We start from the raw sequence: 15,912 nt of genomic DNA, 5'->3' as shown, positions 1-15,912 counted from the left end.
CTGCCGGGCTTGGCCAGTACCTGTCCACGCTCCACGTCGTCTTTCTTGGTGCCACGCAGCAACACGCCGACGTTGTCGCCCGCCTGTCCCTGATCCAGAATCTTCCGGAACATTTCTACACCGGTGACAATGCTTTTGGCGGTGTCGCGGATGCCAATGATTTCAATTTCATCACCGACCTTGACAATACCGCGCTCAATACGCCCGGTGACCACGGTGCCACGTCCGGAAATCGAGAAGACGTCTTCGATCGGCATCAGGAAGGGCTTGTCAACCGGACGCTCAGGCAGCGGAATGTAGCTGTCCAGGGCGTCTGCCAGTTTGAAAATGGCGGGTTCGCCGATGTCGCTCTGATCGCCTTCCAGGGCCTTCAGGGCTGATCCAATGATCACTGGGATATCGTCTCCCGGGAAATCATACTTGGACAGCAGTTCGCGGACTTCCATTTCGACCAGCTCAAGCAGTTCGGCGTCATCCACCATGTCGGCCTTGTTCAGGAACACGACAATGTAGGGAACGCCCACCTGACGGGCCAGCAGAATGTGTTCACGCGTCTGCGGCATGGGGCCGTCCGCCGCTGAACAGACCAGAATAGCACCATCCATCTGCGCCGCTCCGGTGATCATGTTCTTGACGTAGTCGGCGTGTCCGGGGCAGTCCACGTGAGCATAGTGACGCGCTTCCGTCTCATACTCCACGTGCGAGGTCGCGATCGTGATGCCACGCGCCCGTTCTTCTGGCGCATTGTCAATCTGATCATAGGCCCGTACTTCTCCACCAAACTTCGTCGACAGCACCTTCGTCAGCGCCGCCGTCAATGTGGTCTTCCCATGGTCCACGTGACCAATCGTTCCCACGTTTACATGCGGCTTCGTCCGCTCAAATTTCCCTTTGGACATCTTGAACTCTCCCGTTACGACTAGCGCTGACTTTTCTTGACAATGGCCTCGGCCACATGGCCGGGGACTTCCATATACTTCTCAAACTGCATGGTGTAGGTGGCACGCCCCTGTGACAATGAACGGACCGTCGTTGCATAACCAAACATTTCCGACAGCGGCACTTCACAACGAATGACCTTGGCACCGGCTTCGTCTTCCATACCCTGCATCATGCCGCGACGACTATTGATATCACCGATGATATCACCCATGTATTCTTCCGGCGTCACCACTTCCACTGCAAAAATAGGCTCTAACAGCACTGGATTGGCTTTTGCTGCACCGGCTTTGAAACCCATGGACCCTGCTATTTTAAATGCAGCCTCCGATGAGTCGACGTCATGATAAGAACCGTCAAAAATGGTTACCTTGACGTCCACTACCGGGAAGCCGGCGATAATACCATTTTCGAGGGCTTCTTCAACACCTTTTTGCGTAGGTCCGATAAATTCTTTGGGAACCGTACCGCCAACCACACCATTTTCGAAACTGAATCCGGTTCCAGGTTCCAAAGGTTCCAGACGCAACCAGACATGACCATACTGACCGCGACCACCAGACTGACGGACAAACTTACCTTCAGCCTCTACGGTCTTGCGGATTGTCTCACGATAAGCGACCTGAGGCGCACCCACCGTGGCCTCGACGTTAAACTCGCGTTTCATACGATCTACAATGATTTCAAGATGAAGCTCGCCCATACCGGAAATAATCGTCTGTCCTGATTCCTGATCAGTACGCACCCGGAAGGAGGGATCTTCCTGAGCCAACTTACCCAGGGCAATGCCCATTTTTTCCTGATCGGCCTTGGTTTTGGGCTCGACAGCAACATGAATGACCGGCTCAGGGAATTCCATCTGTTCAAGCGAAATAGGTTTATTAAGATCACAGAGGGTGTCACCGGTATAGGCAGTTTTCAAACCTACTGCAGCAGCAATATCACCTGCCAAAACTTCCTTGATTTCATGACGCTCATTAGCATGCATCTGGAGCACACGACCAATACGTTCTTTTTGATTGCGACCCGGGTTCAATACCGTGGAGCCAGCTGTCAGAACGCCTGAATACACCCGGAAGAAGGTCAGCTGGCCCACAAATGGATCTGTAGCAATTTTGAATGCCAATGCAGAAAAAGGCTCTTCATCATCGGCAGAACGCACAATTTGCGCGCCGGAATCCGGATCTGTGCCAACTACTGCCTCAATATCTACAGGCGAAGGCAAGTAATCTAAAACAGCATCTAATGCAGCCTGTACACCTTTATTTTTGAAAGCACTACCGCAAAGAACTGGAACGGTTACACCAGCAATGGTCGCCTTGCGCAAAGCAGCCTGAAGCTCTGGGATGGAGATTTCTTCCCCTTCCAGATATTTCATCATGACTTCTTCATCCGCGTCGGCAATGGCTTCCACCATAAAGTGACGGGCGGCTTCGGCTTCTTCACGCAGGTCTGCAGGAATTTCTTCTTCGGTAAAGCGCGTCCCTTGAAGAGCATCATCCCAGTTGATGGACTTCATTTTCATCAAGTCGATAACACCACTGAAACGCTCTTCTTCACCAATGGGCAACTGGACCGGAACCGGGTTCCCTTTCAACTTGGTCGCAATTTGCTCGACTACCCGCTTGAAGTTGGCGCCCTGACGATCCATCTTGTTTACAAAAGCAATACGCGGAACCTTGTATTTGTTGGCTTGTCGCCACACCGTCTCGGACTGGGGCTGCACACCGCCCACTGCGCAGAAAACCGCCATAGCGCCGTCGAGGACGCGCAACGAACGCTCCACTTCAATGGTGAAGTCTACGTGTCCGGGGGTATCAATGATATTGATGCGATGTTCCGCACGCTGTCCATCCATACCTTTCCAGAAACAGGTCGTTGCGGCAGAAGTAATGGTAATGCCGCGCTCCTGTTCCTGAGCCATCCAGTCCATAACGGCAGTACCCTCATGCACCTCACCAATCTTATGAGACACGCCTGTGTAAAATAAGATACGTTCAGTGGTAGTCGTTTTGCCGGCATCAATATGCGCCATAATGCCGATATTGCGATAACGTTCAATGGGGGTCGTGCGAGCCACAGTTTAGTCCTTTTGGGTGAGAGGCCGATCAATTACCAACGGAAATGCGCAAAGGCCTTGTTGGCTTCTGCCATACGATGGGTTTCTTCACGCTTGCGAACTGCGTTTCCACGATTTTCTGCTGCCTCAAGAATCTCGGCGGCGAGACGGTTGCCCATGGATTTTTCATTCCGCTTGCGCGCTGAATCACGCAGCCAGCGCATGGCCAAAGCCATTCTCCGGTCAGAACGAATTTCTACCGGCACCTGATAAGTAGCACCGCCGACGCGACGACTTTTGACTTCGACGACCGGACGGACATTGTCAATGGCCTTGCGAAATACTTCCAGAGCATCACTTTTACTGCGCTCCGCAACCATTTCAAGGGCACCGTAGACAATTTTTTCCGCCGTGCTTTTTTTGCCGTCACGCATCATGACATTCGCAAATTTGGCGATGACTTCTTCTTTATACTTGGGATCCGGGAGAACAATCCGCTTGGGGACTTCACGACGTCTGGGCATGGCGCAACAACTCCTTCAATCTTTGCTTATTTGGGACGCTTGGCGCCGTACTTGGAGCGGGACTGCTTGCGGTTTTTCACGCCAGCGGTATCCAGGGTACCACGCACAATATGATAACGAACGCCGGGCAAATCCTTCACACGACCACCCCGGATGAGTACCACCGAGTGCTCCTGCAGGTTATGACCTTCACCAGGAATATAGCTACTTACCTCAAAACCATTCGTGAGACGCACACGGGCGACCTTACGCAATGCCGAGTTCGGCTTTTTAGGCGTCGTGGTGTAAACACGGGTACAAACTCCACGTTTTTGTGGATTAGCATCCAAGGCTGGCACCTTACTTTTGGCGACAGGCCGCTTGCGTGGCTTGCGCACGAGTTGATTTAATGTGGGCATTTACAATCTCCAGAGTACGATGATGGCACCCAGCCTCACCGATGAGAGGGCGCATTCTAGTGAGGCTTGCCCTGACTGTCAAGGCAAACCTCGGACATACCTTACAAAATTACGGATTTTCGCTGTTCAGCAAGGCTTCTGCAGCATTAGACGATGATTCCCCAGCAGTCGCCAACACTTCGCCACGATTCAGACGGCGGCGATGTTCATGGTAGGCAAGCCCGGTGCCGGCGGGAACCAGACGACCGACAATGACGTTTTCCTTGAGGCCACGCAGGTCATCCAGCTTTCCTGACACCGCTGCTTCGGTTAGTACACGCGTGGTTTCCTGGAAACTGGCCGCTGAAATAAAGGACTCGGTGGACAAGCTGGCCTTGGTAATACCGAGCAGCATCGGCGTAAAGCGCGCCGGTTCCTTGCCATCCCGCTCCAACTGGGCATTTTCATCTTCAACCCGGGCCCGATCCACCTGGTCGCCTGTAATAAAGGTTCCGTCCCCACTGGAAGTCACCTCTACCCGCCGCAGCATCTGGCGCAGAATCACTTCAATGTGTTTGTCGTTAATACGCACACCCTGTAAGCGATAGACGTCCTGCACTTCGTCGACAATGTAATTGGCAAGCGCCTGGACACCCAACACCCGCAAGATGTCATGGGGTACTGGCTGACCTTCTACCAATTGCTCACCGGGAACAACACGCTCCCCTTCGTACACCGTAACGTGACGGCCCTTGGGAATGAGATACTCATGCTGTTCAGCGTTTTCGTCGGTAATGATGAGGCGCTGCTTACCCTTGGTATCCTTGCCAAAACCGACAATGCCTTCGTGCTCCGCAATAATCGCAAAGTCCTTGGGACGACGGGCTTCAAACAACTCGGCCACACGTGGCAAACCACCAGTAATATCACGGGTTTTCGTGGTACCGGCGGGCAGACGGGCCAAAATGTCGCCCGGGAATATCTCCATCCCTTCCTGTACCGCAATAATCGCTCTGGCGGGCAGGAAATAACGTGCTGGTAAGTCGGTTCCCGGCAACTTGAGGTCCTGGCCCTTTTCATCAAGGATGCCAATGACCGGTCGCAAATCCCGACCCTGCGGTGGACGCTGTTTCGTGTCAATGACCATCAAGGTCGACAGACCGGTTATTTCATCGGTCTGAATAGCGACACTGGCACCTTCTACAGCATCTTTCAGTGATATTCTACCGCCTACCTCGCTGACAATCGGACGCGTATGCGGATCCCATTCAGCAACCCGCATACCAGCCGTCACCGGAGTATTATCATTGACGAGTAATGTCGCGCCGTAAGGCATTTTGTAACGTTCTTTTTCACGACCCTGTTCGTCTGTCACGGTCACTTCACCATTACGACCGACAACAACGTGACGTCCACTGGAGTGCGTTACAATGCGCAAGTTCGACTGATAATGGAATACACCACCCTGCTTCACATCCAGACTGCTTTGCGCAGCAGAACGACTGGCGGCACCACCAATATGGAAAGTTCGCATGGTCAACTGGGTGCCCGGTTCGCCAATGGATTGCGCAGCGATGACGCCAACTGCTTCGCCTGCGTTCACCAGATGACCTCGGGCCAGATCACGTCCATAACACAGGGCACAAACCCCGTGCCGTGAATGACAGGTGAGCGGTGATCGTACCTTCAATGCATCCACCCCCAGTTCGTCAAGCTGGCCCAAATGCTGCTCCGCCAACATGGTATTGCGGGGGATGACAATCTCTCCGGTATTCGGATGCAGAAGATCTTCGGAAAGCACCCGACCGAGCACCCGGTCGCGCAAGGGTTCGATGACTTCGCCACCTTCCACCAGCGAGGTCATGGGCAGACCTTCTTCCGATCCACAATCGCGTTCAACCACCACCAGATCCTGGGTTACGTCCACCAATCTGCGGGTCAGGTAACCGGAGTTTGCGGTTTTCAGCGCCGTATCCGCCAGTCCCTTACGTGCGCCATGGGTCGAGATGAAGTACTGGAGTACGTTGAGTCCTTCACGGAAGTTGGCGGTGATGGGCGTTTCAATGATGGAGCCATCCGGCTTGGCCATCAGGCCGCGCATTCCGGCCAACTGACGAATCTGGGCCGCAGAACCACGCGCTCCGGAATCCGCCATCATGAAGATGGAATTAAACGAATCCTGTTGCACCTTGCTGCCGTCTGGAAGTTCAACGGTTTCCTTGCTGACCCGATCCATCATGGCTTTCGCCACTTCATCGGTGGCTCTTGACCAGATATCGACGACTTTATTGTAACGTTCACCCTCGGTGACCAGGCCAGACGTATATTGGGCCTGAATAGCTTTCACCTCGTCTTCGGAGCGGCTGAGAATTCCTTCCTTCTCCTGCGGGGTCACCATATCGCCAGCACCGAAAGAAATGCCCGCGCGGGTCGCCATACGGAAGCCGGTGTACATCAGCTGGTCCGCAAAAATGACGGTGTCTTTGATTCCCAGGGTGCGGTAACACGTATTGATCAGTTCGCCAATGACTTTTTTCTTCAGCACCCGGTTGATGACACTGAAGGGCAAACCTTCGGGCAAAATATCACCGAGCAGGGCGCGTCCGGCGGTAGTTTCAATGCGCTCGCCACGGAAGCGGACCGTGATGCGGGCATGGAGTCCCACCTGACCGGTTTCATAAGCCCTACGTACTTCGAGAATATCGGAGAACATGCCGCCGGTACCCTTGGCATCAGCACGCTCCTGACTGACATAGTAAAGTCCCAGCACAATATCCTGTGACGGCACGATGACCGGATCACCATTGGCAGGACTGAGTATGTTATTGGTCGACATCATTAATGTCCGGGCTTCGAGCTGGGCTTCCAACGACAGCGGTACGTGGACCGCCATCTGGTCACCGTCAAAGTCGGCGTTGTAGGCCGCACAAACCAGCGGATGCAGCTGAATGGCTTTGCCCTCGATCAATACCGGCTCAAACGCCTGGATGCCAAGACGGTGCAGGGTCGGGGCGCGGTTCAGCATGACCGGATGTTCGCGAATGACTTCTTCGAGAATATCCCAAACCTCGGGTTTTTCCTGCTCTACCAGGCGTTTGGCCGCCTTGATGGTCGTCGCCAAACCACGCTCTTCGAGTTTGTTAAAAATAAAGGGTTTGAACAACTCCAGCGCCATTTTCTTGGGAAGGCCACACTGATGCAGACGCAACTCGGGACCAACCACAATGACCGAACGGCCAGAGTAATCAACCCGCTTACCCAGCAGGTTCTGACGGAAACGCCCCTGCTTACCCTTGATCATATCTGCCAACGACTTGAGCGGACGCTTGTTAGGGCCGGAAATGGCGCGACCACGACGACCATTATCCAGAAGAGCATCAACCGCTTCCTGCAACATGCGTTTTTCGTTGCGCACGATAATATCCGGCGCTTTCAGTTCCAACAGGCGCTTCAGACGGTTGTTGCGGTTAATGACGCGACGATACAAATCGTTGAGATCCGAAGTCGCAAAACGACCACCATCCAAAGGCACCAGAGGACGCAGATCGGGTGGCAGCACCGGCAAAACTTCCATGATCATCCATTCCGGACGATTCCCCGAAGATTCGAAACCTTCAAGAATTTTCAGACGCTTGCTCAGTTTTTTGGTTTTGGTGTCCGAGTTACTTTCACGCAGTTCGTTACGGATACGTTCAATTTCCTGAACCAGTGGAATGCCGCGCAGCAGATCGCGAATACCTTCTGCACCCATCTTGGCGACAAATTCGTCACCATGTTCTTCGAGCGCATCCAGATACTGGTCTTCACTCATGATCAGACCACGTTCCAGCGCGGTCACACCGGGGTCTACCACCACATAAGCCTCAAAATACAGAACGCGCTCGATATCCCGTAATGGCATATCCAGAATCATACCCATACGACTGGGCAAGGACTTGAGGAACCAGATATGCGCTACCGGGCTGGCGAGCTCAATGTGGCCCATACGCTCACGCCGCACGCGCGCCTGGGTGACTTCCACACCACATTTTTCGCAAACCACACCACGATGCTTGAGACGCTTGTACTTGCCACAAAGACATTCGTAGTCCTTGATCGGGCCGAAAATCTTGGCACAGAACAAACCTTCGCGCTCAGGCTTGAAAGTCCGGTAGTTAATGGTCTCAGGCTTTTTTACTTCACCAAACGACCAGGAACGCACCTTGTCCGGAGAGGCAATGCCTATCCGTATGGCATCAAATTCTTCTTGCTGATCGTTTTGTTTAAAGAGCTTCAGTAAGTCTTTCAACGCATCCATCCTTGCCCGCCCGGGGCGGAAATATTACTTGGACTGTTCCAATTCAATGTCGATACCCAGCGAACGCAGCTCTTTCAACAGCACGTTGAAAGATTCCGGCATTCCGGCATCCATACGGAAATCACCTTTGACGATGGACTCATACATTTTACTGCGGCCACTGACGTCATCAGACTTCACGGTCAGCATTTCCTGCAATGTATAAGCGGCTCCATACGCCTCCAGGGCCCAGACTTCCATCTCACCGAAGCGCTGGCCACCAAACTGAGCCTTACCCCCCAGCGGTTGCTGGGTAACCAGACTGTACGGTCCGGTGGACCGGGCATGCATTTTGTCATCGACCAGATGGTGCAGCTTGAGCATATAGAGGTAACCCACCGTCACAGGACGATCAAAGGCTTCGCCGGTACGCCCATCGTACAGGGTGACTTGACCACTGCGCGGTAACCCTGCCAGCTCCAGCATATCGCGGATTTCTTCTTCCGCAGCGCCGTCAAATACGGGAGTCGCCATCGGAACGCCACCGCGCAGGTTCCGCGCCAGTTCCCGGATTTCCTCATCCGACAGGCTATCGAGATCTTCTTTCTTGCCTGCCCGATTGTAGATTTCCGCCAGGAAGGCACGCATTTCCTTCATGGCCACATCGCTTTCGAGCATTCCGGCAATTTTTTTACCCAGCCCTTTGGCAGCCCAACCCAGATGGGTTTCCAGAATCTGACCCACGTTCATACGTGACGGCACACCCAGCGGATTGAGGACAATATCTACTGCCGTTCCATCAGCCAGATGCGGCATATCTTCTACGGGAACAATTTTGGATACCACACCCTTGTTACCATGGCGCCCGGCCATTTTGTCACCGGGTTGCAGATGACGCTTGATGGCTACATGCACCTTGACCATTTTCAGGACACCAGGACTCAGATCATCGCCCTGGGTGAGCTTGCGACGTTTTTCTTCCAGCACCGCATCCAAACGTTGACGCTGTTCTTCCAACTGGGCACGGATTTGTTCCAGTGCGTCATTACCTTCATCGGAACGCAAACGGATTTCAAACCATTGCGCTCGGGGTAGATCTTTCAGATACGCCTTGGTCACCTTGTTGCCGGCTGCAAGTCCATTGGGACCGCCCTCAGCCACCTTACCCGTCAACAGTCGCTCAATACGCTGGTAGCTGTCTTCTTCAACAATACGGTACTGATCGTTCAGATCCTTACGAATCCGGGTCAGTTCGTGTTCTTCGATAGACTTGGCGCGCGCATCTTTGTCAATACCATCACGGGTAAATACCTGGACGTCTATGACCGTTCCATACATACCTGCCGGCATACGCATGGAATTATCCTTCACGTCCGAAGCCTTCTCTCCGAAAATGGCGCGTAACAATTTTTCTTCCGGGGTCAGCTGGGTTTCACCCTTGGGGGTCACCTTACCTACCAGGATGTCTCCGGGGGCCAGTTCTGCGCCGATTACGACAATACCGGATTCATCCAGATGACGCAGGGCACCTTCAGCCACATTGGGAATATCCCGCGTGATTTCTTCCGGCCCGAGTTTGGTATCACGGGCAAACACCGAGAACTCTTCAATATGGATGGTGGTATAACGATCTTCAGCCACCACCCGTTCCGAAATCAGAATGGAGTCTTCAAAGTTGTACCCATTCCAGGGCATGAAAGCCACCAGCATGTTCTGACCCAGAGCCAGCTCACCCATCTCCGTGCTGGGTCCGTCCGCCAAAACATCCCCACGGCTGACCACATCACCGACTTTGACTACCGGACGCTGATTCAAGGTCGTATTCTGGTTGGAACGGGCGTACTTGACCAAATTGTAGATATCTACGCCGGGTTCTTCGGCAAGTGTTTCTTCATCATTGACCCGAATCACAATGCGGGCGCCATCGACAATATCGACCACACCACCGCGCCGCGCTACTACTGCCGCACCGGAATCAATAGCCACCACCCGTTCCATGCCCGTGCCAACCATGGGCGCATCGGAACGAATGGTCGGAACCGCCTGGCGTTGCATGTTGGAGCCCATCAACGCGCGGTTGGCGTCATCATGCTCCAGGAAGGGGATCATGCTGGCCGCGACCGAAACAATCTGGCGGGGAGAAATATCCATGAACTGCACCTGATCCCGATTAGCCAGTGTCGTCTCGTTTTTGTGGCGGCAGGAGATGAGTTCTTCCACCAGCAGGCCATCATCATCCAGGACCGAGTTCGCCTGGGCGATTACATAATTACCTTCTTCAATGGCCGAGAGGTATTCGATTTCATCCGTTGCTCGACGATCTACTACACGCCGGTAAGGTGTTTCCAGAAATCCGTAGTCGTTAGTCCGGGCATAGCAGGCCAAACTGTTGATCAAACCGATATTTGGACCTTCCGGCGTTTCAATCGGACAGATCCGGCCATAGTGGGTCGGATGCACGTCACGGACTTCAAAACCGGCTCGTTCACGGGTCAAGCCACCCGGTCCCAGAGCGGAAACACGACGCTTATGAGTTACCTCGGAAAGCGGATTGGTCTGATCCATAAACTGGGAAAGCTGACTGGAGCCAAAGAACTCATTCACCACCGCAGCAATCGGCTTGGCATTGATCAGATCCTGAGGAGTCAACCCTTCACTCTCGGCGAGGGCCAGACGATCTTTGACCGCCCGTTCAACACGCACCAGTCCCAGACGGAACTGGTTCTCCATCAACTCGCCCACGGAACGCACACGGCGGTTGCCGAGATGATCAATATCGTCAATTTCGCCGATGCCGTTGCGCAGGGATACCAGCACCTTGAGTACGGCCAGGATATCCTCGCTGCTCAGCACTCCGGGACCCGTAATTTCTTCACGCCCGACGCGACGATTGAACTTCATCCGTCCTACGGCCGACAGATCATAGCGATCCGGGCTGAAAAACAGACCCTGGAAAAGATTCTGAGCAGCATCCTTGGTCGGCGGCTCACCCGGACGCATTAAACGATAGATTTCCATCTGCGCTTCATGGGCATCACGGGAAGTATCAATTCGCAGCGTCTCGGAAATATAGGGACCCCGATCAATTTCATTGATGTACAGGGTGTGCAGTGATAAAGAAGGTCCCTTGCGCAGCACATCGAGCACTTCTCCGGTAATGGGTTCATTGACTGCCAGCAACACTTCACCGGTTTCCGGGTTGACGACGTCCTTGGCAAGCACTTTGCCCAGAACAAACACATCCGGTACGGGCAACTGCTGTAATCCCGGAACTTCGGCCAATACTTTGATATGCCGTGCAGTAATGCGTTTGCCAGTAGACACGATGACTTCACCCGTGGCCGGATTGACGATATCAAAGCTGGCAATTTCCCCCTGGAGACGTTGGGGAATCAAGTCATAATGCAACTCTCCATCCAGAATATGGAAGGTATCGGTCTCAAAAAACATTTCGAGAATGTCTTCGGTACTATAACCCAGGGCCCGCAACAAAGTTGTTGCCGGCAATTTGCGACGCCGATCAATACGCGCGTAAACATGGTCCTTGGGATCAAATTCAAAATCCAGCCAGGAACCGCGATAGGGAATAATACGGGCATTAAATAACAGTTTGCCCGAGGAATGGGTTTTACCCCGATCATGGTCAAAAAACACACCTGGTGAACGATGCAGCTGCGAAACAATAATACGCTCGGTTCCATTGATGACAAACGAACCGTGTTCGGTCATGAGCGGTATTTCCCCCATGTACACGTCCTGTTCCTTCACATCTTTGACCCGCTTGGCGCCGGTACTGTCATCTTTTTCCATGACCGCCAGGCGCAACCGTACGCGCAGGCCGGCATTAAAAGTCAGACCGCGCTGACGACATTCCACCACATCAAAAGCCGGTTTTTCCAGGCGATAGGACACATAATCCAGCATGGCATTGCCGGAATAGCTCTCCATCGGAAAAATCGAGCGGAAAACCGCCTCTAACCCTGTTTCCTTGCGCGCCGCCGGAGCCGCTGACTCCTGGAGGAACTCCCGATAAGAATCCATCTGCGTAGCCAGCAGATATGGCACTGCGAGAATGCTCTGGCTTTTGCCAAAGTCTTTACGAATCCGTTTCTTTTCAGTAAAAGAGTAGGCCATGGATGCTCCGCGCGACGACTGCAAGGTTTAGGGAAAACATTTAAAGCTGCTTTCCACAAACGATGAATGGGCTGGCAACCGTATTTGTTGCCAGCCGGATAAACTGCTTAATACAAGTACAACTGATTACTTGATCTCCGCCTCGGCACCAGCCTCGACGAGTTGGGCCTTGACGCTTTCGGCCTCAGCCTTGGCGACGCCTTCTTTCACAGCCTTGGGCGCGCCGTCGACCAGATCCTTGGCTTCTTTCAAGCCAAGACCGGTAATGGCACGCACTACCTTGATGGTATTCACCTTGTTGGCACCAGCACTGGTCAGAATGACATCAAATTCAGTCTGCTCTTCTGCTGCAGCAGCTCCATCACCACCAGCGGCACCACCGGCAGGGGCGGCAACAGCCACTGCGGCTGCAGAAACACCAAATTTTTCTTCCATTTCCTTGATCAGTTCAGAAAGTTCAAGAACCGTCATACCTGCAATAGCGTCTAAAATTTCAGCTTTGGACAATGCCATTTTTACAACTCCTTCATCATTAATTTTGAGTTAGGCAGCGCGTTGATCGCGAACTGCTGCAAGGACCCGAACAAAACGACTCGGAACCTCGTTGAGGGTGCGTACAAAACCGGATACTGGTGCCTGCATGGTGCCGAGCAACTTGGCCAGCAATTCTTCACGAGACGGCATCTTGCTCAATTGGGCAATAGCCGCAGCATCAATCTGCTTGCCACTCAATACACCACCGGTAATCACCAGCTTGTCAAAACGCTTGGCGAAATCCGTAAAAATTTTGGCTAATGCCACCGGATCTTCCGCCGCCGCAAATACCAGGGGCCCCTTCAACAAAGAGTCCATGACCGCGAATGGCGTGCCCGCCAGGGCCCGCTTCAACAGCGTGTTTTTTACCACCTGAACATGTACGGACTGTTTCAGTGCTTCTGCCCGAAACGCCGTCATTTGTGCCACAGTCAAACCACGATACTCTGCTACCACAGTGGCTTGCGCCTCTGCGATTTTGGCTTGAAGGGCGATGACGACCTGTTCCTTTTCTGCGAGTTTGAGACTCACGTGAATGTCACCTCCTATCTAACCGAGGCGGCCAAAAGGCTGGCGCGCCGTCGCCTACGCAGGGAAAAACATTAAGGCTTGCGCCCCCTGCGGTCTTTGTACGCCGGCTCACGCCGACCTTTCCGCCCGAAGACAGAAACTGTTACGCCAAGCCAGAAAGATCTACGCCGACCCCGGGACCCATGGTCGGAGATAAACTGACTTTACGAATATAAATACCCTTACTGGTGGCCGGTTTGGCTTTACGCAAGCTGTCAATCAGCGCCATCAGGTTTTCCTGCAGTGCTTTAGCTTCAAAGGAAGACTTGCCAATACTGCTATGCACAATACCGCCCTTGTCGGCACGGTAACGCACCTGACCACCCTTGGCATTGACTACCGCAGTACGCACATCTGCCGTGACGGTACCCACTTTGGGGTTTGGCATCAAACCACGCGGCCCCAGAACCGGGCCCAAAGTGCCGACAATACGCATCGCATCTGGAGTGGCAATGACCACGTCAAAATCCATCTGTCCGGCCCTGACCTGTTCGGCCAAATCTTCCATGCCAACGATATCAGCTCCAGCTTCACGGGCTTCATTAGCCTTGTCAGCTGTTGCAAACACGGCGACCCGCATTTGTTTACCGGTGCCATTGGGCAACACTACCGCGCCGCGAACCACCTGATCGGATTTGCGGGGATCAATCCCCAGACCGACTGCGACATCTACTGATTCATCGAACTTGGCCGTGGCCATTTTCTTGACCAGGACCAATGCTTCTTCAATGGCGTAGCGTTGGTTGCGATTGACCAAATCACGAGCAGCGGTACTTCGTCTGGATTTATTAGCCATGTCTTAGCCCTCCACCGTCAGGCCCATACTCCGGGCAGTACCACGCACACTCCGTTTGGCCGATTCCAGATTTTCGGTATTAAGATCGGGCATCTTGGTCTTGGCGATTTCCTCGACCTGCGCCTCTGTCACCTTACCGACCTTCATGGTATTTGGACGGCCGCTACCTTTTGGTAAGCCTGCAGCTTTCATCAACAACACGGCAGCGGGTGGGGTTTTAACTTCAAAAGTAAAACTTTTGTCTGCAAATACTGTAATCACCACGGGCAAAGGCAAACCGGGTTCTACGCCCTGAGTTTGGGCATTAAAAGCCTTGCAAAATTCCATGATATTGAGGCCGCGCTGACCCAAGGCCGGGCCAATGGGCGGACTCGGATTGGCTTGGGTAGCCTTAACCTGTAATTTGATATAACCTGTTATTTTCTTTGCCATTACTCAGCTCCTGTGAGGTGCAAACGCCGTCAGGCTCCCTCGTCATGTAACCGTCAGACTTTTTCTACCTGACCGAAATCCAGCTCTACGGGGGTGGAGCGACCAAAAATGGTGACCGATACCCGCAGTTTACTTTTCTCAAAATTGACTTCTTCAACTACACCATTGAAGTCCTTGAAAGGACCGTCGATGACCCGCACCTGCTCTCCCGCATCGAAACTGAATTTCGGACGCGGCTTTTCAACGCCTTCCTTGATGCGATCCATGATGGCATCGGTCTCTGCATCACTAAGCGGATGCGGACGCCCGACCGAGCCGCCCACAAAACCGGTGACCCTGGGCGTGCTTTTCACCAGGTGCCAGGTTGTATCATCCATTTCCATTTGCACGAGAACGTAGCCTGGATAAAACATGCGCTGTGAATTGGTTTTTTGACCATTGCGCATTTCCACGACTTCTTCCACAGGGACCAGTATCTCGCCAAAACAATCGCCAAGACCCTCGCGTTGCGCCCGCTCGCGAATTTCTGCCTGAACTTTCTTCTCAAAACCCGAGAATGCATGCACTACATACCAACGCATAGCCATTTAGCCAACTCCTCCGAGTAGTAGCCGTACCACACCAAGGAGTGCCAGATCGACCAACCACAGAAAGGCCGCAATAACGGCAATCAACCCTATGATAATGGCAGTGCTCCGCAATACTTCAGGGCGGGTTGGCCAGACGACTTTCAGCAATTCAAGATACGCTTCCCGAAAAAATACCAAAAGCTTCTTTCCGCTTTCACTATAGGCAAACAAGCCTGCCGCAATCAGCAGGCCGACTGCCAACCCAACACTCGGGTAATACGTCCCGATACGCGTGGGGATCAGAAAATACGCGAACACCCCGAGGGCAGCGAAACCTGCCGCAAAATAGAGCTTCACTTTTTCCGACATGACCACCGCACCTTTAATAATGGCAGGGCAGGAGGGGATCGAACCCCCAACCTGCGGTTTTGGAGACCGCTGCTCTACCAATTGAGCTACTGCCCTGCAGACGGCAAACGGCGGACAGGCCGCCGTTCAACTTTACAACTAAACTGACTTACTCAACTACCTTGGAAACGACGCCGGCACCCACCGTACGGCCGCCTTCACGTACCGCAAAGCGCAAGCCTTCTTCCATCGCAATCGGGGCAATCAGCGCAACCTTGAACAACACGTTGTCACCAGGCATCACCATCTCTACACCTTCCGGCAATTCCACCGCACCGGTTACGTCCGTGGTGT

12 protein-coding genes, 1 tRNA gene and 1 pseudogene are annotated in these 15,912 nt (G+C 53.3%); all 14 read right to left on the bottom strand.

What is annotated here, in order from left to right; genetic code table 11:
* The coding region (gene tuf / locus H7F08_RS13265; RefSeq protein ID WP_193640788.1) for an elongation factor Tu at positions 1-899 on the bottom strand (899 nt) is incomplete at its 3' end.
* A 20-nt stretch (positions 900-919) separates the two neighbouring features.
* On the bottom strand, positions 920-3,019 hold the full coding sequence (gene fusA, locus H7F08_RS13260) for an elongation factor G (protein ID WP_193640787.1): 2,100 nt from the start codon (positions 3,017-3,019) through the stop codon (positions 920-922).
* Between the two features lie 32 nt (positions 3,020-3,051).
* The gene (rpsG, locus tag H7F08_RS13255; RefSeq protein WP_010641428.1) at positions 3,052-3,522 is read right to left on the bottom strand and encodes a 30S ribosomal protein S7; all 471 of its coding nucleotides are present in this window, start codon (positions 3,520-3,522) and stop codon (positions 3,052-3,054) included.
* 26 nt (positions 3,523-3,548) lie between these two features.
* The gene (gene rpsL, locus H7F08_RS13250; protein WP_010641426.1) at positions 3,549-3,920 is read right to left on the bottom strand and encodes a 30S ribosomal protein S12; all 372 of its coding nucleotides are present in this window, start codon (positions 3,918-3,920) and stop codon (positions 3,549-3,551) included.
* Positions 3,921-4,029: 109 nt separating this feature from the next.
* On the bottom strand, positions 4,030-8,187 hold the full coding sequence (rpoC, locus tag H7F08_RS13245) for a DNA-directed RNA polymerase subunit beta' (RefSeq protein WP_193640786.1): 4,158 nt from the start codon (positions 8,185-8,187) through the stop codon (positions 4,030-4,032).
* A gap of 33 nt (positions 8,188-8,220) precedes the next feature.
* Positions 8,221-12,309 carry a DNA-directed RNA polymerase subunit beta gene (gene rpoB / locus H7F08_RS13240; protein WP_193640785.1) on the bottom strand — a complete coding sequence of 1,363 codons (4,089 nt, stop codon included), beginning with the start codon at positions 12,307-12,309 and terminating at the stop codon, positions 8,221-8,223.
* Positions 12,310-12,435: 126 nt separating this feature from the next.
* Positions 12,436-12,822 (bottom strand): 50S ribosomal protein L7/L12, encoded by a 387-nt coding sequence (gene rplL, locus H7F08_RS13235; protein WP_024895005.1) that lies wholly within the window; start codon positions 12,820-12,822, stop codon positions 12,436-12,438.
* A gap of 30 nt (positions 12,823-12,852) precedes the next feature.
* On the bottom strand, positions 12,853-13,374 hold the full coding sequence (gene rplJ, locus H7F08_RS13230) for a 50S ribosomal protein L10 (protein ID WP_010641415.1): 522 nt from the start codon (positions 13,372-13,374) through the stop codon (positions 12,853-12,855).
* 142 nt (positions 13,375-13,516) lie between these two features.
* Positions 13,517-14,209, bottom strand: a complete 693-nt coding sequence (rplA, locus tag H7F08_RS13225) for a 50S ribosomal protein L1 (protein ID WP_142089397.1) — start codon at positions 14,207-14,209, stop codon at positions 13,517-13,519.
* 3 nt (positions 14,210-14,212) lie between these two features.
* Positions 14,213-14,641, bottom strand: coding sequence for a 50S ribosomal protein L11 (gene rplK / locus H7F08_RS13220; RefSeq protein ID WP_010641411.1), 429 nt, complete (start codon positions 14,639-14,641; stop codon positions 14,213-14,215).
* Positions 14,642-14,694: 53 nt separating this feature from the next.
* Positions 14,695-15,228 carry a transcription termination/antitermination protein NusG gene (nusG, locus tag H7F08_RS13215; protein ID WP_142089395.1) on the bottom strand — a complete coding sequence of 178 codons (534 nt, stop codon included), beginning with the start codon at positions 15,226-15,228 and terminating at the stop codon, positions 14,695-14,697.
* Entirely contained in the window at positions 15,229-15,579 is a 351-nt protein-coding gene (gene secE / locus H7F08_RS13210; protein WP_010641408.1) for a preprotein translocase subunit SecE, read from the bottom strand.
* A 20-nt stretch (positions 15,580-15,599) separates the two neighbouring features.
* Positions 15,600-15,675 (bottom strand) — tRNA-Trp (locus H7F08_RS13205).
* Positions 15,676-15,727: 52 nt separating this feature from the next.
* Positions 15,728-15,912: pseudogene (gene tuf, locus H7F08_RS13200) on the bottom strand (elongation factor Tu); the annotation flags it as partial.

Source organism: Acidithiobacillus sp. HP-11 (assembly GCF_015100075.1).
GTDB classification, from domain to species: Bacteria; Pseudomonadota; Gammaproteobacteria; order Acidithiobacillales; family Acidithiobacillaceae; genus Acidithiobacillus; species Acidithiobacillus thiooxidans.
This window is presented reverse-complemented; position numbering and strand designations above follow the sequence as displayed.